This is a genomic window from Glaciimonas immobilis, assembly GCF_011947285.1.
Taxonomy (GTDB): Bacteria; Pseudomonadota; Gammaproteobacteria; order Burkholderiales; family Burkholderiaceae_D; genus Glaciimonas; species Glaciimonas immobilis.
Genome location: NZ_JAAOZT010000007.1, coordinates 53,443 through 73,598, shown reverse-complemented (window position 1 = coordinate 73,598; position 20,156 = coordinate 53,443). Strand labels below are relative to the sequence as shown.

General features: G+C 50.9%; 16 protein-coding genes. 7 read left to right on the top strand and 9 right to left on the bottom strand.

Annotated features, from left to right (window positions below; all coding sequences use genetic code 11):
* Positions 1–10 precede the first annotated feature (10 nt).
* The gene (locus HAV38_RS12045; protein WP_168055642.1) at positions 11–1,249 is read right to left on the bottom strand and encodes an MFS transporter; all 1,239 of its coding nucleotides are present in this window, start codon (positions 1,247–1,249) and stop codon (positions 11–13) included.
* Between the two features lie 340 nt (positions 1,250–1,589).
* Between HAV38_RS12045 and HAV38_RS12040 the strand changes: the two genes are divergently transcribed.
* Entirely contained in the window at positions 1,590–2,405 is an 816-nt protein-coding gene (locus HAV38_RS12040; RefSeq protein WP_168055641.1) for an AraC family transcriptional regulator, read from the top strand.
* Positions 2,406–2,643: 238 nt separating this feature from the next.
* Here the strand turns inward: HAV38_RS12040 and HAV38_RS12035 are convergent, their stop codons facing one another.
* Positions 2,644–3,252, bottom strand: coding sequence for a glutathione S-transferase N-terminal domain-containing protein (locus HAV38_RS12035; RefSeq protein WP_168055640.1), 609 nt, complete (start codon positions 3,250–3,252; stop codon positions 2,644–2,646).
* A gap of 319 nt (positions 3,253–3,571) precedes the next feature.
* Here HAV38_RS12035 and purB point away from each other — a divergent pair, with 319 nt between their 5' ends.
* Positions 3,572–4,939 (top strand): adenylosuccinate lyase, encoded by a 1,368-nt coding sequence (gene purB, locus HAV38_RS12030; RefSeq protein WP_168055639.1) that lies wholly within the window; start codon positions 3,572–3,574, stop codon positions 4,937–4,939.
* Between the two features lie 148 nt (positions 4,940–5,087).
* On the opposite strand, the gene HAV38_RS12025 is transcribed toward purB, so the two are convergent.
* Entirely contained in the window at positions 5,088–6,911 is a 1,824-nt protein-coding gene (locus tag HAV38_RS12025; RefSeq protein WP_168055638.1) for an ABC transporter ATP-binding protein/permease, read from the bottom strand.
* Between the two features lie 242 nt (positions 6,912–7,153).
* Positions 7,154–8,050 carry a LysR family transcriptional regulator gene (locus tag HAV38_RS12020; RefSeq protein ID WP_168055637.1) on the bottom strand — a complete coding sequence of 299 codons (897 nt, stop codon included), beginning with the start codon at positions 8,048–8,050 and terminating at the stop codon, positions 7,154–7,156.
* 204 nt (positions 8,051–8,254) lie between these two features.
* Between HAV38_RS12020 and HAV38_RS12015 the strand changes: the two genes are divergently transcribed.
* Genes HAV38_RS12015 through HAV38_RS12005 form a run of 3 tightly spaced genes read left to right on the top strand, consistent with a single transcriptional unit; the run spans position 8,255 to position 11,240 of the window.
* A complete protein-coding gene (locus HAV38_RS12015) occupies positions 8,255–9,553 on the top strand; it encodes a CitMHS family transporter (protein WP_168055636.1) in 1,299 nt (432 codons plus the stop codon).
* 21 nt (positions 9,554–9,574) lie between these two features.
* Entirely contained in the window at positions 9,575–10,930 is a 1,356-nt protein-coding gene (locus tag HAV38_RS12010) for an acyclic terpene utilization AtuA family protein (protein ID WP_168055635.1), read from the top strand.
* A gap of 1 nt (position 10,931) precedes the next feature.
* On the top strand, positions 10,932–11,240 hold the full coding sequence (locus HAV38_RS12005) for an AtuA-related protein (protein WP_168055634.1): 309 nt from the start codon (positions 10,932–10,934) through the stop codon (positions 11,238–11,240).
* Between the two features lie 109 nt (positions 11,241–11,349).
* On the opposite strand, the gene secF is transcribed toward HAV38_RS12005, so the two are convergent.
* Both secF and secD read right to left on the bottom strand, forming a co-directional pair.
* Entirely contained in the window at positions 11,350–12,294 is a 945-nt protein-coding gene (gene secF / locus HAV38_RS12000) for a protein translocase subunit SecF (protein WP_168055633.1), read from the bottom strand.
* 113 nt (positions 12,295–12,407) lie between these two features.
* A complete protein-coding gene (gene secD, locus HAV38_RS11995; protein ID WP_168055632.1) occupies positions 12,408–14,267 on the bottom strand; it encodes a protein translocase subunit SecD in 1,860 nt (619 codons plus the stop codon).
* A gap of 66 nt (positions 14,268–14,333) precedes the next feature.
* On the opposite strand from secD, the gene HAV38_RS11990 reads away from it, so the two are divergent.
* On the top strand, positions 14,334–14,588 hold the full coding sequence (locus HAV38_RS11990) for a hypothetical protein (RefSeq protein ID WP_168055631.1): 255 nt from the start codon (positions 14,334–14,336) through the stop codon (positions 14,586–14,588).
* A gap of 43 nt (positions 14,589–14,631) precedes the next feature.
* Here the strand turns inward: HAV38_RS11990 and yajC are convergent, their stop codons facing one another.
* The 3 genes from yajC to queA all read right to left on the bottom strand — a co-directional run bounded on the left by yajC (position 14,632) and on the right by queA (position 17,516).
* Complete coding sequence (gene yajC / locus HAV38_RS11985; RefSeq protein ID WP_184013426.1) at positions 14,632–15,033, bottom strand: preprotein translocase subunit YajC; 402 nt, start codon at positions 15,031–15,033, stop codon at positions 14,632–14,634.
* 177 nt (positions 15,034–15,210) lie between these two features.
* Entirely contained in the window at positions 15,211–16,338 is a 1,128-nt protein-coding gene (gene tgt / locus HAV38_RS11980) for a tRNA guanosine(34) transglycosylase Tgt (RefSeq protein WP_168055629.1), read from the bottom strand.
* Between the two features lie 134 nt (positions 16,339–16,472).
* Entirely contained in the window at positions 16,473–17,516 is a 1,044-nt protein-coding gene (gene queA / locus HAV38_RS11975) for a tRNA preQ1(34) S-adenosylmethionine ribosyltransferase-isomerase QueA (RefSeq protein ID WP_168055628.1), read from the bottom strand.
* 400 nt (positions 17,517–17,916) lie between these two features.
* Here queA and recG point away from each other — a divergent pair, with 400 nt between their 5' ends.
* Entirely contained in the window at positions 17,917–20,049 is a 2,133-nt protein-coding gene (gene recG, locus HAV38_RS11970; RefSeq protein WP_168055627.1) for an ATP-dependent DNA helicase RecG, read from the top strand.
* The last annotated feature ends 107 nt before the right edge of the window (positions 20,050–20,156 follow it).

Sequence of the window (20,156 nt, the reverse complement as noted above, 5' to 3'; positions counted from 1 at the left end):
GGTCCGCGATTCACACTGCCGGTGCCTTTTGCCTATGTGCATCAAGATTCGGCAGAAAAGCTGCGAGTAGCCCGATCAGTGGCAGGAATGAACACACCTGATAGACAAAATGGATATCAGTCAGATCCGCGAGCTTGCCCAAAGCCGCCGCACCTATGCCCCCCATCCCGAATGCAAAGCCGAAGAATAAGCCGGAGACAGTACCGACTTTACCCGGCACCAACTCCTGCGCAAATACCAGAATCGCTGAAAATGCGGAAGCTAGAATCACGCCTATGATCACCGTCAGGATGCCGGTCCAGAATAAATTAGCATACGGCAGCATCAGCGTAAAAGGTGCCACGCCCAGAATCGAGACCCAAATCACGAGTTTGCGACCAACGCGATCGCCGATTGGTCCGCCCAACATAGTGCCAGCGGCGACGGCAAATAAAAACACAAACAGGTGCACCTGGGCCGATTGCACCGACAAGTGGAACCTGTCGATCAGGTAAAAAGTAAAATAACTGCTCAAACTAGCCATGTAAAAATATTTGGAGAAGACCAGAACCAACAGAACACCGATTGAAAATAACACTTTCTTGCGCGGCAAAGCGACGTACACCTGATGCGCTTTAGCTGTCTTGCTCTTGGCAACACGGCCTTGCTGTTTATACCAGTTGCCAATTTGCCACAATACGGCAATCGCCAATAACGCCGCAAGAGAGAACCATGCGATGCTGGTTTGCCCATGAGGAATAATAATCCAGGCCGCCAGCAACGGGCCCATTGAGCTACCCGCATTGCCGCCGACCTGAAATATCGACTGCGCCAGTCCATGGCGCCCGCCTGAAGCCATGCGTGCTACCCGTGACGACTCAGGATGAAAAATTGACGAGCCAGTACCAACCAGCGCTGCCGCCACCAGTAACAACCCAAAACTCGGTGCCATCGATAACGTCAGCAAACCGAGCAGCGTAAAGCACATTCCTATCGCCAGCGAATAGGGCTTTGGGTGCTTGTCCGTGTACAGTCCGACTACCGGTTGCAAAATTGATGCAGTGATCTGGTAGGTCAGTGTGATCAACCCAATCTCGGCAAAGCTCAGGCTAAAATTAGCCTTCAGCAAAGGGTAAATCGACAAAATCAGCGACTGAATCATATCGTTCAGAAAGTGGGCAAAACTGATCGCACCCAACACTCGGAAACCAGTTTTCTCGGTGCTTAACTGTTTTTGTGAAGACGTTGCCTGACTTATAGCTGTTTGCATGGCGATTTAAAGAAAAGGTTGAAACTGGTCCGCGGACATGTGTTGCATCTTATGTCGTGGGCGCTTAGTTGCTTGTTGCGGCGGCTTAGCTTGCTCAGGTGCTTACTCAGGTGCTTGCTTACGTCCGTGCTTACGTCCTTGCTTAAAGGGTTGCTTAAGTAATTGCCTGTCTAGCTTTCACGAGAGCCTAAGGGGTTTTATGAGCGCTTCAGAAGCATCAGGATAGCGGCACGTTATACTGAAGTGTAAGCAAAAACATCACGACTGTTTTAAGATAAAATGTCAACTTCTATCGCATACCTGCCAACCTCGCCAGCCATATGAACACTGGCCCGCCCTAATGTCCATCACAATATTGACCCATACCCAGACAGACTTGACGGATGCTGCGCCAGACTTACAGCACCTGGTGCGCATGCGTGCGCGGGATCTGGAAGCATCGGCGGTGTTGCACGCTCATACGCATGACTGGGGCCAGGTCACCTATGCACCCGAAGGCACATTGCGTGTGTCGGTCGGCAACAGCACCTGGATCGTGCCGCCTTTGCGCGCTATCTGGATTCCACCGCAAGTCATGCACGAAATCAAAACTATCGAAAAAGCCCAGTTGCGTGCGCTTTACATACACACCAGCGCGGCACCGTTTCAAGGCAATCAATGCATCGTGCTGGAAGTCACTTCGCTGTTGCGCGAAATGATCGCCGCGTTATTTGAAGCCGATGAGAATAGCCATCGCGAATCGCTGCTCAACCAACTTATCTTAAATGAATTGGCCCAGGCTGAGACGCAGGCTTTTCAGATCGCGTTACCAACTGAAAAGCGTCTGCTGACGTTATGCAAGGCCTTGCTCGATGATCCTGGATCCCCAATGACACTCGGCGAATGGGCACATCGGGTCGGTGCCTCAGAAAGAACACTGGCACGACTATTTGAGCGCGACCTGGGACTAACATTTGGCCAGTGGCGCCAACAGATAAGGCTTGCGCATGCGGCTCCGATGATCACCCGCGGCATGCCGCTGTCAATGGTGGCCGCAAAGTTAGGCTATGCAAGCCAGTCGGCATTTTCTGCGATGTTCAAAAAAACCTTTGGAGAAGCGCCATCAACTTTCTTTACCGCGAGAAAAAGCCGCGCGGGGAAAGCTAAGCAAGGCTGAAAAAGTACACCTTTAATGTACTTCAGAGCATAAGAACAGGAGCATCGCCGACTCAATGTCCGCAGGCGTATCAGGGCCGAATAGTCAGGACCGAAGAGACAAACTTCCTTCTGAACCGTAGCGAGCGCCGTGAAGACAAGGCGCACGGCGCGGAGCAACCGGAATGGTCTTTAGACCATGAGGATTGCGAGCACCGTGCAACGCAGTATTCGCGACGCGCAGTAGGTTCAGAAGGAAGTCATTGAGGAGCGGTGTCTTTGAATGATGGTCGTTCGGATAATTTATCAAACAGTTTAGCCAGCGTAGGATAAGTCTCGCGCCACTCAATTTCCGGGAACCGGAAACTTAACCACCCCAGTGCGCAACAGACAGCGACATCGGCGAGCGTGTAATGATTGCCGGAACAGAAAGACTTCTCAGCCAGACCAGCGGCCATGGCTTTCAGACCTGCATCAACCTTGCTGCGCTGACGTGCTATCAGAGACTCATTCTGATGCTCGGGAAGGCGCTGCAGACGCTCCAGCCGGATTAGCACGCCGGCGTCCGATACACCATCAGCCAACGCTTCCCAACATTTAATTTCAGCGCGTTCCCGCGTGTTGACGGGAATTAACTTACCAACAGGGGTCAGAGTGTCGAGATACTCAACAATGACGCGAGAGTCGAACATCGCTCCGCCGTCTTCCATAATCAGGCAAGGTACTTTCCCGAGAGGATTCGAAATCTGAATCGTCGTATTTTCCGACCAGACGTCTTCAAGAACGAAAGTATAGTCGAGTTTTTTTTCCGCCATGACAACACGGACTTTACGCACGTAGGGACTACCGAGGGATCCGATCAGCTTCATAGGGTACTTATAGAAATATTTGGTCCCGATTATAACTCGCGGTTTGTCATAATCGGCAACTCCCCGATGCGTCAACATGCAAAACAACAGATAACTACCCTCGCAAATGGTAAAATCCGCCTCTGATGGCACTTCGGTGCAACGACCTTGTTGGCCTCATGAAACTTCGGGGCCTTAGCACCGTCAAGGCCCACAATAAGTCACCTGCAATAAAGGGATGCGCATTAGCATCATGCCTAAGTCGCTACCTTTATAGCTACGGCAATAGTTTCGCCAGGAACGCTCGGCGTTTTGATTCACTTTTTTGATTACCACTATCATGTCCCTAACCGCACTTTCTGCCCTGTCACCACTGGATGGTCGTTACGCCGCCAAAACCGACAAACTACGTCCGATTTTGTCCGAGTCTGGCTTCATGCACCATCGCGTTAAAGTAGAAATATCGTGGTTGCAAGCGCTGGCAAATGCTGGCTTTTCGGAAATCAAACCATTCTCGGCCGCTGCAAGCGCGCAACTGGACAAGATAGCCGCTGATTTCACTGAAGCGGATGCTGCCAGAATCAAAGAAATCGAAGCGGTCACCAACCACGATGTTAAAGCGGTTGAGTACTGGCTTAAAGAACAGGTCAAGGACGATGCTGAGCTGGTTGCCGCTTCTGAATTTATCCACTTTGCCTGCACCTCGGAAGATATTAATAATACGTCGCATGGCATGATGCTGAAGGCTGCGCGGGATACCGTTTTACTGCCATCGCTAAAACAATTAATTGCCAAGCTCACAGCCCTCGCGCACGAGAACGCCGCGCTACCAATGTTGTCGCGCACCCATGGCCAGCCAGCCAGTCCTACAACGCTCGGCAAAGAAATGGCCAACGTCGTCGCGCGTTTGCAGCGTGCAACTAAACGTATTGCCGAAGTCGAAATTCTGGGAAAAATGAACGGCGCGGTCGGTAACTACAACGCGCATTTATCCGCGTACCCGACGTTCGACTGGGAAACTTTCTCCAAAAATGTGATCGAGCAGCGTCTCGGGCTGACCTATAACCCGTACACCATTCAAATCGAACCGCACGATTACATGGCTGAACTGTTTGATGCCGTCGCCCGAACCAATACGATTTTGCTAGACCTTAATCGCGATATCTGGGGCTACGTTGCGCTTGGTTATTTCAAGCAACGCCTTAAAGCCGGCGAAATAGGATCGTCGACCATGCCGCATAAAGTCAATCCGATTGACTTTGAAAATTCCGAAGGTAATCTCGGTATGGCTAACGCGGTGCTCAAACATATGGCGGAAAAATTGCCGGTCTCGCGCTGGCAGCGTGACCTGACTGACTCTACGGTCCTGCGCAACATCGGCGTGGGCTTTGGCTATTCGTTGCTGGCCTATGATAGCTGCTTGCGTGGTTTGAACAAGCTGGAAGTCAACCCGGCACGTTTGGCAGAAGACCTGGATGCCACCTGGGAAGTTTTGGCAGAGCCGGTGCAAACCGTCATGCGTCGCTACGGTATCGAAAACCCGTACGAGCAATTGAAGGAATTAACACGCGGCAAAGGCATTTCTAAAGAAGCGCTGCGCACCTTCATTCTGACGCTCGCTATCCCGCAAGAAGCCAAAGATCTTTTGCTGGCAATGACGCCCGCGAATTACATTGGCTACGCTGCCGAGTTGGCTAAGAAAATTTAAGTGCGGATGAACCGCGCAAATTTTAAAGCGTAACTATCAAAGTGTAACTCTCGTCCGAGACAAATTACTGCACAAAAAAATGGCTACTTTCGTAGCCATTTTTTTTGTCACTTAGCGTGGCAATTAAGATTAAACGTTCAACTTCAGTTCACACCGGCAACGCAGGTGCCTCCGTAGCGCCAATCCAACCTTCCATTGCGCCCAATCGCCATTTTCCAGCGCCAAACAACATCAATTCCTGTGCATGAAATACCGCCAAACTACTACGATGCCCAACGCTAACCATGATGACCTGGGGCAACGTGTCGCGTATCAATTGATACATCGCGTGCTCTAATCCCTCATCCATTGCAGAACTGGCTTCATCCAAAAATACAACTTGCGGGCGACTTAACAACACGCGACCGATTGCGAGCCGCTGCTGTTCGCCCAGCGATAATATTTGCGACCAGTCGGCGTCATCGTCCAGCCGGGGGATCAAATGCGATAGCTGACATTTTCGCAGCACTTCCGAAGCACCGTCGTCGTTACGCACAAGATTAGGATAGTGCAAAGCGGTGCGCAATGTGCCCAACGGCAGATAAGGTTTCTGCGGTAAAAACAATGTGTGCTGCGGGTCCGGACGTGCGATATTGCCCTCCACGTAAGGCCAGAGTCCGGACACTGCGCGCAGCAATGTCGTCTTGCCGACACCAGAACGACCACGGATCAATAACGAAGCCATTGGGGGTAAATTCAGGTTTAAGTTTTCCACCAGCATCAGTTGATCCGGGGTTTTTACAGTCAGACCATCCACGATGAATATATTCTGCTGATAACCGATCTGTGCACCCGGCAATTGCAATGCCGCATCTATCGAGTCGAGATAACCGGTAAGACGATTCATGATCGCGCGATAGCCAGCAAAGTCATCGTAGGCGTTTCGAAAAAACGATAATGAGTCTTGCACCTGACCAAAGGCCTGCGCGGTTTGCATCATGTCGCCGAGGGTGATCTGTTTGCTAAAAAAACGTGGCGCCTGAATAATCAGCGGAAACACGACAGCGATTTGACTCACCACTAAATTCAAACCCTGAAATTTAAGCGACCGCGAAATAATCGCCCACATGTTGCCAACAATATCGCTGAACCGCGATGCCAATGCGCTACGCTCGACATTTTCTCCGCGAAAAAAAGCAATGCTCTCTGCGTATTCGCGAACACGGACCAATGCATAACGAAAATCCGCATTAAACTTCTCGCGCATAAACGACAGGCGCATCAACGGACGCCCAACCCTCACTGCAAAAATTGTGGCGATCAGGACGTAAATGTAGACCAGAAAAACCATCGCCCGTGGTATCTCCACGCCGAACATTCCCAGCGCACCGGACAAACCCCAGAGGATGAAACTAAACGAGAATAGAGAGACGACCGAGTCCAGCACACCCATCGACAATAGCAATGAACTGGAGACAAATCCTTCAACATCCTGCTGGATACGTTGATCGGGGTTGTCGATTTTTTGCGCGACGAACTGCGTGCGATGATAGGCCTGATTGCTCAACCAGCGCTCCACCAGATTATTGGTCAGCCACACGCGCCAATGAATCAGGAAGGCCTGACGGACATAAAAATTAATTAAAGCCCGCACTACATGGACCGTGGCAAGAATCGAAAATATGATCACCATGGTCCAGAACACTTTGGCATCCAGCTTTTGCAATGCGCTGTAAAGGCCGTTGCTCCAAAATGAAAAGAGGACGTTCATCCGCACAGAAAACAACGTTAGAAACACAATCCCGGCGAGCCAGAGTAATGGCTTTTTACTTCGGGTAGGACTAAAAAAAGCCCACGTCAGACGCCGAAATTGACGCCCCCATATCGTGAAGCGCGCCAGAATTATAACGATAAGACTCAGGCAGATAATACTAATAATAAAAGCCTTGCTAATCCAGATCAGACTTTCGAGCAGCGCATTATTCCAATCCATCTTTACTCCAGTCCGCTATTAGCCAAATGAAAACCACACCCAAATAATGAGGTCATAACACTGTACGAAACATTGATTACAGAATTTTTTTAATGATGATAATGCTAGCGATGCATAACGCTGCGGACAGGAGCTTGTCTACGTGCGTCGGCTGACAATTATGCCTGTAGACCGATTGTCGTGCTTTCTAAACAGATTTTCTTAAAATCCGCCCGACAATCAAGCGTCCGTCACACCTTCTATTACGGTTGCTTAAAGCTCGCAACGATCAAGTCGAACATGCCCTGCGCCGCGATTGAGAGCGTGCGATCTTTCTGCTTGACAATATAAATTGGACGCACCACGTCATCAGTTTCCAGCGCAATAGCAGTTAAATTCAGGTGCCTAAATTGAAATAGAGTGAGTTCTGGTACCAAACTAACCCCCAGCCCGTGCTCGATTAATCCTGCAACTGTCGCTAAATGTTCGACCTCAAATCCGGTGTTGTTTACCGCGATGTCGCGTATGAGTTGGTCTACCTTTTGCCTGACGCTGGTGGACTTTGCCAAGTGAATCAAATCGCATCCGCTCAAATCCGGCAACGCAATACGCTTCTTTTTGGCTAAAGGATGATCCCTACGGCAGACCAGATAAAAGGGATCACTACATAAAGTCCGCGATTCAAATTCCATCAAGCTGGCACCGGGGGCGGTCAATGCGAGGTCGGCTTTTCCCAGTCTGAGCAATCCCAGGCATTGATCTGACAACGCGTCGTAAAGTTGAACCGTTATCCCGGGGAACTGTTTTTTATATTGTGCTATGACCGCGGGCAAACCATTCGCAGCCAGCGAAGGAAGCGCAGCGATGGAAACGCGCCCTTTGCGCCGGGCGACGTAATCCGCCATATCCGCAAAGGCCGCCTCGATGTCGGACACCAGACTGCGCGCCACTTCCACAAAAATCTCGCCTTCGGGCGTCAGTGTGACGTTGCGGGTATCGCGCTCGACTAGTTGCGCGCCGACTACCGCCTCCAGTTTTTGAATGACGACGCTAAACGCGGATTGCGATAAGTGGCAGCGCTCTGCCGCACGCGTGAAGTGACGGCACTCGTCGAGGGCAAGAAAAGCATGGAGTAGTTTGGTCGAAATGTTGGGCTGCATAAATAAGCTACTGTCTGACTAAGCTAAATCATTTGGCTGCAAAATTTCCAGAATGGAATTCATGAGAAGTCTACAAAGACACTCGATTAATCTAATTTTCAGATTAATTGATCTAAAAATTTAATTTTACAATATAAATGAAGCACGACAAAATAGCAGCAAATGCTAAATAGATAAGCATACGCATAACATCAGGAGACAAATATGCTGGCAATACTCGGTTTCGTCACGATTATCGTGTTGCTCACGATGATACTTACCAAAAAAATGTCACCGCTAGTGGCGCTTATCGCAATACCCATCGTTGCCTCCCTGATCGGCGGTTTTGGTCTGGAGACCTCCAAATTCATCGTTTCAGGCATCACCAATATTGCCCCGGTCGCGGGCATGTTTGTGTTTGCCATACTGTTCTTCGGGATCGTTACTGATGCAGGAATGCTTGATCCCGTGATCAGCGGCATCTTGCGCATTGTCGGCAGCAGACCATCGCGGATTGTACCCGGCACCGCATTGCTGGCGTTATTGATCCATCTGGACGGCTCCGGTGCGGTCACCTTTCTGGTAACTATCCCTGCGATGCTGCCGCTTTATACACGCCTCGGCATCGACAAGCGGATTCTGGCCTGCGTTGCCTCACTCGCAGCGGGGGTAAATTTTCTTCCATGGACCGGGCCGATGATCCGAGCTTCCGCCGCGCTGCATATTCCGGTGAGCGAAATATTTACGCCATTGATTCCAATTCAACTGGTCGGTCTGACCTTTGTCTTTGGTGTGTCCTATTGGCTGGGGCGGAAAGAAGAGATTCGTCTGGGTCTGACCAACGGTGCGCCAATCGGGTTTGTCCATACCCACGATTTGACCGATCTTGAGAAGCAAATCCGTCGTCCCCACAATTTCTGGATCAACATCGTATTAACCATCGTCGTCCTTGGGGTCATGATCAGCGGTAAAGTCGATCCGGTGGTCATGTTCATGCTTGGCGTCGTGCTTGCGCTGATGATCAACTATCCCAATGTGGATATGCAACGTGCACGGGTCGATGCGCATGCTAAAGCGGCACTGCTGATGGCGAGCATTTTGTTTGCAGCCGGGGTATTTACCGGCATCATGACCAAATCGGGCATGCTTGCCGCAATGGCGAAATCCGCAGTCGCTCTGGTCCCGCCCGAAATGGCGTCGCATATTCCGGTGGTGCTGGGTTTGCTATCAATGCCACTTTCTTTATTGTTCGATCCTGACTCATTTTATTTCGGCGTGCTGCCTGTGGTCGCGGAGGTCAGCCACATGCTTGGCGTGCCAACCATTCAAGTCGCGCAGGCCGCCCTGCTGGGACAAATGACCACCGGATTCCCTGTCAGTCCGTTGACGCCAGCCACCTTTCTGGTCGCCGGTCTGGCCGGGATTGATCTGGCTGATCATCAAAAATATACGTTCAAATACCTGTTTGCCGCATCGATTGTAATGACTATCGCTTGCGTCATTATTGGTGTTTTTCCGCTATAAGATTTAGCGAAAGGAGAAAACATGAAACAAATTCGCATTGGGGCCGGTGCGGGATATTCCGGTGATCGGATTGAACCGGCTATCGAACTGGCAGAAAAAGGTGATATCGATTATTTGATTTTTGAATGTCTGGCCGAACGTACGATCGCCCTCGCGCAGCAAGCCCGGATGAAAGATGCGGCGCTGGGTTACGATCCTCTGCTTGCCGACCGCATGCACGCGGTGTTGCGTATCTGTAGCGAAAAGGGAATCAAGATTATTACCAACATGGGTGCGGCAAACCCGCTTGCCGCTGCTGCGAAGGTCAAAGAGGTTGCGCTATCGCTGGGTCTAACCAAGCTGAAAATTGCGGCGATTTCTGGCGATGATGTTTTATCGATCCTACAACAAGGCAATTATCTGGACGACAACGGAATACCAGTCGCCGAACTGGGAAACCGCTTGCTTTCGGCCAACGCTTACCTCGGCGCACAAGCGCTGGTGGAAGCACTGGCACAAGGTGCCGACGTGATCGTGACCGGTCGGATCGCGGATCCTGCTTTAGTGCTAGCGCCTCTCATCCATGAGTTTGGTTGGGCAATGGACGACTGGCATCGGCTAGGTCAAGGAACGTTGGTAGGACATTTGCTAGAGTGCGCTGGACAAATTACCGGCGGGTATTTTGCCGACCCTGGCTATAAGGATGTCAGCAATCTGGCGCGTCTGGGCTTCCCCATCGGTGAGGTTTCCGAAGATGGCAGCGTGATTATTACTAAGGTCGCCGGTTCGGGCGGCAGCGTCACTGCTGCGACTTGCAAAGAACAATTGCTCTATGAAATCCATGATCCGGCGGCTTACCTGACGCCGGACGTGGTGGCGGATTTTTCCCGGGTTACGATGTCAGAAATCGGCCCTGATCGCGTCGCGATAAACGGCGCGACCGGCCATCCCAAAACCGGCATGCTAAAGGTAACTATTGGCTATATCGACAGCTACATCGGCGAGGGACAAATGTCTTACGCCGGTCCTGGCGCGCTGGGGCGCGCGCAACTGGCGCTGGACATTGTTGCAGAGCGATTGAAAATCACCAACGTCAAAGTAAACGAAATCCGCTATGACATGATTGGCGTCAATGCAATACACGGTGCAGCATTGAGCGCCGCAAACGCGTTGAACAACACGCCTCAGGAACCTTACGAAGTACGCATACGCGTGACAGGACGAACCGATAGTCTGAAGGAAGCCGTCCGTATCGGTAACGAAGTAGAGACGCTTTATACCTGCGGCCCTGCGGGCGGCGGTGGTGCCACCAAACTGGCCAAAGACGTGGTGGCCGTGCGCTCCACTTTAATGCCACACACCTGTGTTGTGGCGATTGTGTACTGTGAGGAGATCTGAGATGCAACTTCGCGACATAGCGCACTCCCGTGCGGGAGATAAAGGGGATATATCAAACCTGTCTGTGATTGCTTATGCCCCCCAGGACTTTGCGTTACTAGAACAATATCTGACCGCCGAGGTCGTCAAAGACCATTTCTCCGGGGTCGCATTTGGCGAAGTTATCCGTTATGCGCTGCCCCAACTCGGCGCTCTCAATTTTGTATTGCATAAGGCGCTTGGCGGCGGCGTGACGCGTTCACTGGCACTGGATGCGCATGGCAAATGCCTTAGCTCGGCATTGTTAAGCTTGCAGATACCGGACGCCTGAGGGGCTGACACGGACAGACAAAAAAATGCCCCGTATAAACTTAAACGGGGCAACTATGGCAATACCGTAAATAAATTTGAAAAAGACGGACAGACTTTTCAATCAATATTTACACTACAGCGCCTTCAGTTTCATCTTTTTCCTTGATCGGCTTGATCAAATCTTCGCGCTTAACACCCAGCCACATCGCTAATGCAGCGGCGACGAATACGGAAGAATAGATACCGAACAAGATACCGATAGTCAGCGCCGCAGCAAAATAATGCAGCGTCGGACCACCAAATATCAACATCGATAGCACCATAATTTCAGTACTACCGTGGGTAATAATGGTGCGTGAAATGGTACTGGTAATCGCGTGATTTAACACATCCGGGGTCGCCAGCTTGCCATACTTCCGGTCGCGGAATGTCTCTCGCACCCGGTCAAAAACAACCACTGATTCGTTGACCGAGTAACCCAGCACCGCCAGCACCGCCGCCAGAACAGTGAGCGAAAACTCCCACTGAAAGAATGCAAAAAATCCCAAAATAATCACGACATCATGCAAGTTGGCGATGATCGCAGCAATCGCATATTTCCACTCAAATCGAATCGCCAGATAAATCACGATACCGACAATCACGAACAGCAGTGCCATTAAACCATCATGCGCCAGTTCCTCCCCAACCTGCGGCCCGACAAATTCGGTACGCTTCAGTTGCACGTCCGGATTGGTCGCTTTTAACGCGTTGAGCACAGTTTCGCTTTGTTGCGATGAACTGACACCTTTTTTAGCGGGAAGGCGAATCAATACATCTTGCGCCGTACCAAAGCTTTGAATCTGATTGTCAGCAAAACCGATGTCTTCCACCGTCTTGCGAATACCATCGATGTTCGCCGGCTGGCTATACGTCAGTTCCATCACCGTACCGCCGGTGAATTCGATCGACAAATGCAAACCCTTATGAAACAGGAAAAACACCGCCAGGACAAACGTCAGCGCCGACACCGCATTTAAAATCAATGCGTGGCGCATGAACGGAATATCTTTTTTAATTCGGAAAAACTCCATCACATTCCTTTTGGTTTGACCGACCGCATTTTATATCCTGTCTTGCAACACATAAAACTGGCAGAACGGTCATTTCAACATCTACTTTTTAAAATTCAGGCCGGACGAAATTATTAATCGCCAGGTCGCCATACTTTGCCGATGGACAATGACGTCAGTTTCTTACGGCGGCCGTACCACAAATTGGCTAAACCACGGGAGAAGAACACTGCCGAGAACATCGAAGTCAGAATACCCAGGCAATGCACCACCGCAAAACCACGAATAGCACCGGAACCAAAAACCAGCAACGCAATACCGGCAATGAGTGCCGTCACATTGGAGTCGAGAATGGTGTGCCACGCGTGCTCAAACCCTAAGGCAATCGCAGCCTGAGGAGAGTTCCCTTTGCGTAACTCTTCGCGTATCCGCTCGTTGACCAGTACGTTGGCATCAATCGCCATACCCAGCGTCAAAGCAATCGCGGCGATACCGGGCAGTGTCAACGTAGCTTGCAAAGTCGACAACACGGCAACCAGCAGCAACAAATTAACCGACAACGCAATCACGCTAAACAGACCGAACAACAGGTAATAAATAATCATGAAGGCCGAAACAACCATAAAGCCGTACATGGTGGAATCAAAACCTTTTTTGATATTTTCAGCACCGAGTTGCGGCCCAATGGTGCGCTCTTCGATGATCTCCATCGGTGCCGCCAGTGAACCGGCGCGCATTAGCAGCGACAAGTCGGCAGCGGCTTGCGGTGTTCCCATGCCGGTAATCTGGAAGCTCGAACCCAATTCGCTTTGAATGGTCGCCACCGTCAAGACTTCGCCTTTGCCTTTTTCAAACAATACGACCGCCATCCCTTTACCAATTTTGTCTCTGGTAGCAGCGCGCATCTTACGACCACCGTCACCGTTCAAATCGATACTGACAGCGGGTTGATGATTCTGATCGAATGAGACCGAAGCGTTGGAGATGTAATCGCCGGTTAACACCGGATCTTTGTACAAAATCACGGGGGCGTTTTTACCGACCTTGAACAGTTCGGAACCGAACGGTACTGCAGCACTTAATTCTGTCCCCCGCGTCACCGACTCATCCACCAGACGCACTTCCAGCGTCGCGGTGCGACCAATAATGTCCTTGGCGCGCGCCACATCCTGCACGCCGGGCAACTGCACCACGATCCGGTCAGCACCCTGGCGCTGAATGATCGGCTCGGCAACGCCTAGCTCATTGACGCGCTTCGATAGTGTAAGAATATTTTGCTGGACACTTTGATCGGTGGTTGTTTTTAACACATCCGGTTTCAGGTTAGCGGTCAACTTAGGCTCTGCCCCCGCCGGTGCTTCGGTCAAAGTGAGTTCAGGCAACTGGTCTGCCAATAGCGTCTTTGCGCTGTTCAGGGTAGCCAGGTCGCGGAAACCGATTTCAATTGCATCGCCGTTGCGGTCAATACCGCTGTAGCGTATATCTTTGTCACGCAAAATGCTGCGGGTACTTGCTTGCAGGCCCTGGATACGCTTATTCGCGATCGCCTGCACATCGACTTGCATCAGGAAATAAACACCGCCGCGCAGATCCAGGCCCAGAAACATCGGAAACGCGTGCAAGCTTTGCAGCCACTGCGGCGTATTTGGCACCAAATTATAAGCAACGCTATACATTGGATCGGCGGGATCGGTATTCAACTCTTTTTCGAGTACCGTTTTGGCCTTGAATTGGGTGTCCGTATCCTTGAAACGCGCACGCACTGAGCCCTCCGTCCCGGCATTATCAAAAACTACATTGAGCGGTGCCAGATTGGCTTGCTGCAAAACTTGCTCCACCCGACCGCTTAGCGTGCTATCTACCTTCAAGGTAGACTTTATGCTGCTGATTTGGACTGCAGGCGATTCGCCGAAAAAGTTTGGCAGTGTGTACACCACGCCGAACAGCAGCGCGAAGACGATCACAATATATTTCCAGATTGGATAGCGATTCATAATGATTCAGCGTTGTATGTGAGTCCGCAACCTGCTACAAACTCTGACTTCTATAAATAGTGCCCGATGCCGAAAGCAACCTTTAGTGAAACGGAAGGTGCCACATTTCAGGAATCAAAGCGAAAAATTACTAACGAACAACGGATTCTGCCGGTTTTTATCCTTAATAGCGAGATTATTGATAAAAACTGCAGAAAACTGCAAAGAACCAACTACCGGACCTTGCGGCGAGGTAGTCAGATCAGTAGCTTTGCTATGGCTGGCTTTTGCGCTGAATTCAGAGCGCATCATTCAGACGTCAGAATGGGCGCATCTGAATAAATCAGCATCCATTGCCAATTGCCAATAATCAGCAGGTGCCAGATTACAGCGCCTTGATCGTACCTTTAGGCAGCAACGTCGTAACAGCGCTTTTTTGCAGCGTGACTTCTGTGCCGGCAGCGATTTCTAATGTGACGTAACCATCGGCAACTTTAGAAACTTTACCTAAAATGCCACCGGACGTAACGACTTCGTCGCCCTTACCCAATGCGTCCATCATCGATTTTTGCTCTTTCTGACGTTTCATCTGGGGACGAATCATTAAGAAATACAAAACCACGAACATCAAAATGATCGGCAGAAAACTAGTCAGATTGCCACCTAAGCCAAAAGGGCCGGAAGACGGTGTTGCAGCGGGCGCAGTCTGCGCATAAGCAGTAGTAATGAACACGAGAATGCTCCAAAAAAAAGGGGTTTGTTTTAAAATAGCACCGCATTTTAGCATTGGGCGGTGCAGGAATAACATACTGCTTAAATATAGGGCACTTGCTTCATGTTAGATCACATTAGCGACGCCCCTAAAGGCGATAAAAGATTTTTTTAGCCTATGTCCCGTTTTAAGCGTGGCCGCTATATAACCAGCCTATTTACGTAGATTTACGCTACCACGCTCCGAAGTTATTTAAACACCGCGTCCACGATCAGCATGGAACTGAACGACAAAGGCAGAAAACTGGCCTTCATCGAGCGCATTACGAATATTCTGCATCAAATCCAGATAGTAATGCAGGTTATGTATCGTGTTCAATCTGGCACCAAGAATCTCACCTGTACGATGCAAGTGATGCAAATAAGCCCGAGAGAAGTTCTGGCAGGCATAACAACCACAGGTCGCGTCAAGCGGCTCAACGTCATCCTTATAGCGCGCATTTTTGATTTTCACGTCACCAAAGCGCGTAAATAACCAGCCATTACGCGCATTACGGGTCGGCATCACGCAGTCAAACATGTCTATGCCGCTTTGGACGCCAGCGACCAGATCTTCCGGTGTCCCCACACCCATCAGGTAATGCGGCTTGTCGGCCGGCAATTTGGGGCCAGTATGTTCGAGCACGCGCATCATTTCTTCTTTGGGCTCACCCACCGACAGTCCGCCGATTGCAACCCCATGAAAATTCAATTCGTTTAACCCCGCCAACGACTCATCGCGCAAATGCTCAAACATGCCACCCTGCACAATACCGAACAATGCATTAGGATTTTCACCGCCATTGAACTCATCCTGCGAGCGCCTGGCCCAGCGCAAGGACATGCGCATCGACTCCGCCGCCTCGACCTGCGTGGCGGGACGACCGTCAATTTCATACGGTGTGCACTCATCAAATTGCATCACGATGTCTGAATTCAATACTTTCTGAATTTGCATCGAAACCTCTGGCGACAGAAACAGCTTATCGCCATTGATAGGCGATGAAAACTTTACGCCCTCTTCTGTAATCTTGCGCATCGCACCCAGCGAAAATACCTGAAATCCTCCCGAGTCGGTCAAAATTGGCTTGTCCCAGCCCATAAATTTATGCAGTCCGCCAAACTTTTTGACGACCTCTATGCCGGGCCGCAACCATAGGTGGAAGGTATTACCGAGAATAATATGCGCGTCAATTTCCTTAAGCTCTAGCGGCGACATCGCCTTAACTGAGCCATAAGTGCCCACCGGCATAAAAATCGGGGTTTCGACTATCCCGTGATTAAGTTTAACCCGTCCACGACGTGCATTTCCTTCGGTTTTGAGTAGCGTAAATTCAAGCATAGGGATTCTCTGATTCTCTAATGGTTTGTATCAATACGGTGCGGTGTCATCACGCGCACCAAACCCGTATTCGTAATTTGTGCAAGTGCGCCGTTATTTTCCGGGATGGTGCAAATTGCGCGCAATGGTGCGACTTAATTTTCTACAGTTTCATCGCCATTTGGGCGATAGGTCAGCAGCATGGCGTCGCCATAGCTAAAAAAGCGGTATTGCCGGGCAATTGCATGGGCGTAGGCAGCTTTGATAACGTTGTAACCGGTAAAAGCTGAGACCAACATAAGCAACGTTGATTTCGGCAAATGGAAGTTAGTGATAAGACGATCAACCGTTTTAAAAGCGTAGCCCGGCGTTATAAATAGTGCGGTATCTGCGCCACCTGCCTGTAACACACCCGATTGAGATGCCGACTCAAGCGCGCGCAAACTGGTGGTACCGACCGCCACGACGTTGCCGCCAGCGGCCTTGGTCGCACCTACCGCATTGACCGTTTCCGGCGTGATCGTATACCACTCTGTATGCATTTTATGCTCGGCAAGATTCTCCGTTCGCACCGGTTGAAACGTGCCCGCCCCAACGTGCAAGGTCACATAGGCAAAACTAACGCCCTTTTGACGCAGGCGCTCTAGCAATGCCAGATCAAAATGCAGACCAGCGGTCGGTGCCGCGACGGCGCCGGGCTCCCTGGCGTACACGGTTTGATAACGGGTCTCGTCGAACGCGTCTGCAGTATGCGCAATGTAGGGCGGTAGCGGCAAGCGGCCATGCGCCTCGATTAGTTCAAATACATCGGCGGGGAAAATCAACGTATAAAACTCACCGACACGCTCACCGACAATAACGTCAAATGCCTCGGCCAGACATATTCGCGCGCCTGCCGGTGGCGATTTTGAGGCCCGGACCTGCGCGTGTACAGTACGATTATCGATGACGCGCTCAACCAGCACCTCCACTTTGCCGCCAGTCGCCTTAACGCCAAAAAAACGCGCTTTTAGTACGCGAGTATCGTTGAATACCAGTAAATCGCCGGGTGACAGCAGCTCGACCATATCGGTAAACTGTCGGTCAATCAGCTGGTCGCCGTCGACGTGCAACAAGCGGGATGCGCTACGCTCGCTGAGCGGCAATTGCGCAATTAATTCAGACGGTAACGTGAAATCGTAATCGGAAAGAGAATGCATACTTAACTAATAACTGGTTGGAGGAATAAAATTCAATTTAAAAATTGAACTGAACTGTAACAAAAAAGACAAATTACAAAACGCCGCAAGACACATGAAATGCAACCACGCCTTAAATGCGCGTTCGCAGACCAATATTCAAATAAGTATGACGTGCAGATACGACTTACCCAAAATCGCCCGGCGACGAACTTGCCATCTCGGCCGACGCTGACAAACTTAAGGTTTTTACACCTTACGGATATATCGCGTAGCCTTTACAATGTCAGCGTGGTAAAAAAAGCACCGCACGAAAAAGCACCGCACGGCTTAAATAAGGTACATGAATAAGGTACCTAAGTATCACCGATTACTCGAATAACTCGCCATTTTACGCCCCGCCGCCCCTTTTACGGCCTATATGCCCGAACCAACCCGAAAATCACCGTCTGCCACCAAAACCAGCAAGCCAGCAAAAGCCCCCGCTGCAAGCCGTGAAACCAAGCTGGCACGACTTGGATTGCGTACTGATATGGATCTGGTGCTGCATTTGCCGATGCGCTATGAGGACGAGACTCAGGTTATCAGCATCCAGCAGGCCAACCTGATGGGAGCGACTATTGCACAAGTCGAAGGCATTGTTACCAGTTGCGACATTCAGTATCGGCCACGGCGGCAATTGGTCGTCACGTTAGCGGATGATAGCGGGCAGCTGATGATGCGATTTTTAAATTTTTACGGTAGCCAAACCACGCAGTTAGCCGTCGGGACACGGGTTCGGGCGCGCGGCGAAATACGGCACGGATTTTTTGGCGCTGAAGTCGTCCATCCTACCTACAAAATCGTATTGGAAGGTGCGCCGTTACCCAGCGCATTAACGCCCGTCTACCCTTCCGGCGAGGGATTGTCGCAAGTATTCTTGCGCAAATCAATTGCTAACGCCATGCAAAAAATCGAATGGCGCGATACTTTATCGCCAGCCCAATTGGCCGCCTACCAATTAATCCCTTTTGAGTCCGCCGTGCGTCTGCTCCACAATCCGCCTCCAGAAATTGACGAGGGCGCGCTGGAAGATCGTTCCCATCCCGCATGGGTTAGGATGAAGTTCGACGAACTGCTGGCGCAACAACTGTCGTTAAAACGCGCTCAGTTCGCCCGTCGCGCCCAAAATGCACGGGCACTTCCGAACGTGGGGACCTTATCCGGCGCTTTTTTAAAAACCTTGCCATTTACCCTGACCGCTGCACAACAGCGCGTGATGGGCGAGATCCGCGCGGATATCAAGCAGTCGTTTCCGATGCAGCGCCTGCTACAGGGCGATGTCGGTAGCGGCAAGACAGTGGTAGCCGCGCTGGCTGCCGCACAGGCAATAGACAGCGGCTTTCAGGCAGTATTAATGGCACCGACTGAGATTTTGGCAGACCAGCACTTCCGCAAAATTGCGGGTTGGATGGCACCACTGGGGATTAGCGTCGCATGGCTGACTGGTAGCTTAAAGAAAAAAGAAAAGTTGGCATCGTTAGAGAGAATCACTTCTGGAGAGGCGCAACTAGTCATCGGCACCCATGCTCTGATTCAGGAAACCGTGCAATTTTTTAGACTGGGTCTGGTGATTGTAGACGAGCAACACCGTTTTGGCGTTGGCCAGCGGCTCACATTACGTCAAAAATCTGCAACCGAAAACGGCAACACCGATACAGACAAGACGACCTCACAGGTCGTACCGCACCAGTTGATGATGAGCGCTACCCCGATTCCGCGCACGCTGGCGATGACGTACTATGCCGATCTGGAAATTTCGGTCATTGACGAGTTGCCACCAGGGCGCACGCCGATCGTTACGCGCAGCGTTGACCAGAATCGACGTGAGGAGGTTATTGCCAGGGTCCATGCCGCTGCACAAGAAGGCCGCCAGGTATATTGGGTATGCCCCCTTATTGAGGAGTCCGAAGCGCTACAATTACAAACTGCGACCGAGACTTACGCGATGCTGGTCGAAGCATTGCCAGACTTAACTGTCGGCCTGGTCCATGGCCGCCTGAAACCGGCAGAGAAGCAAGCCGTCATGGAGGCATTCATCGCTGGCGATATTCATGTGCTGGTTGCCACCACAGTCATTGAAGTCGGGGTAGACGTGCCGAATGCGTCGTTGATGGTCATAGAGCATGCGGAGCGTTTTGGATTGTCGCAATTGCATCAATTACGCGGTCGGGTTGGACGCGGACTTGCGGCAAGCGTATGCTTATTGCTCTATCAAAGCCCGTTAGGCCCCATCGCAAAACAGCGTCTTATGACCATGCGAGAGACGACGGACGGATTTGAGATTGCCCGCCGCGATCTGGAAATACGCGGCCCTGGAGAGTTTTTGGGGGCGCGTCAGTCCGGACAAGCGATGCTGCGCTTCGCTGACTTGACAACCGATCAATGGATAGTCGATCAGGCCAGCGAATTAGCAGAGCAGTTATTACGTCATCCGACACCCGAAAACATCGTGACGGTGGACGCACATCTGGCGCGTTGGCTAGCTGGTCGCGAAGACTATTTGAAGGTGTAAAATCAACAGAGCGGATTAACCTGTTTAATCGTTTTAATGCGTTAATTCCGTTACCCGATAAACCGACCGCACGGCGCCACCGCGTGGTTTGAATATTTCCTGAATTC